Here is a 1,005-nt window from a genome sequence, read left to right on the forward strand (position 1 = left end):
CGATTAAGCTCGACTGCTTGTCTCCCACAGTGGATCGTTTGGTTAAGCCAAACCCATGCTGATAAAACAAACTCGACAGCCACGCCGCGTTAGTATCAACAATATCTCCGTGAAGCACTTCCTCACCAGTACTTAGCATTGCAATTTTCACAACTGACTCCTGAACATAAGCACAATTCTATTTCTATACGGAGCACTTATATCGTTTTCTTTTTATCAGACTAATCGCTTAGTCAATTTGTTGGGATTAAATTAAGGTCAAGTATTTAAATGGGTTTTCTTTTAAGGGATAATTGTGAGCCCGATCATCAAACCATTAACTCGGAGACCTTTGTGTCAAAATCATCCATGTTCAAGAAGACTCTCGCAGGACTCTTACTGACGACGTCGGCCGTTGCTAACGCGAGCCAGTACGATATGAGCCGCCACTCAGAGTTTTCTTACACGCCTGATTGTATGTCAGGTTACTGCGAAACAACCAATCTGTACACCTTCGAATCTCAAAATCGCAGTCTTGCTTTTGAACAGAATAACGATGATTCTTTAAATCTTGACGCAGGCCTTCAGCCTAGACACCTTATCGTTCCTCAAGATAAGGACTGGGATTACCTAATGGGCCAGACGTACACCATTCTTGGCCTGAGTGTGGCTACTGTTGGTTTGATGACGTTTCTTCCTGAAAGCATTACGAAGTGGGACGAAGAAGACCGCGACATGAGCAAGCTGGGTAGCAAATGGAAAGATAACGTTTCTGATGGCCCGGTATGGGACCGTGACGAACACTTCCTAAACTACATCATGCACCCATACTTTGGCGGTGTTTACTACACAGCGGCAAGACATGCAGGTTACAACGAATTTGAATCATTCTTGTACTCTGCCACCATGTCTACTTTCTTCTGGGAATACGGTGTTGAAGCGTTTGCAGAAGTCCCTTCTTGGCAGGACATCTTTATCACGCCATTCTTTGGTGCGGTCGTGGGTGAAATGATGCTAACTGCAGAG

General features: G+C 44.6%; 2 protein-coding genes. One reads left to right on the forward strand and one right to left on the reverse strand.

The features are described 5' to 3' along the window. On the reverse strand, positions 1-151 hold a 151-nt coding region (locus R7R24_RS25020), incomplete at its 3' end, for a molybdopterin-binding protein (protein WP_318119801.1). Between the two features lie 197 nt (positions 152-348). On the opposite strand from R7R24_RS25020, the gene R7R24_RS25025 reads away from it, so the two are divergent. Beyond that, a partial coding sequence (locus tag R7R24_RS25025; protein WP_318119803.1) for a DUF3943 domain-containing protein occupies positions 349-1,005 on the forward strand: 657 nt, incomplete at its 3' end.

Source organism: Vibrio sp. 704 (assembly GCF_033339295.1).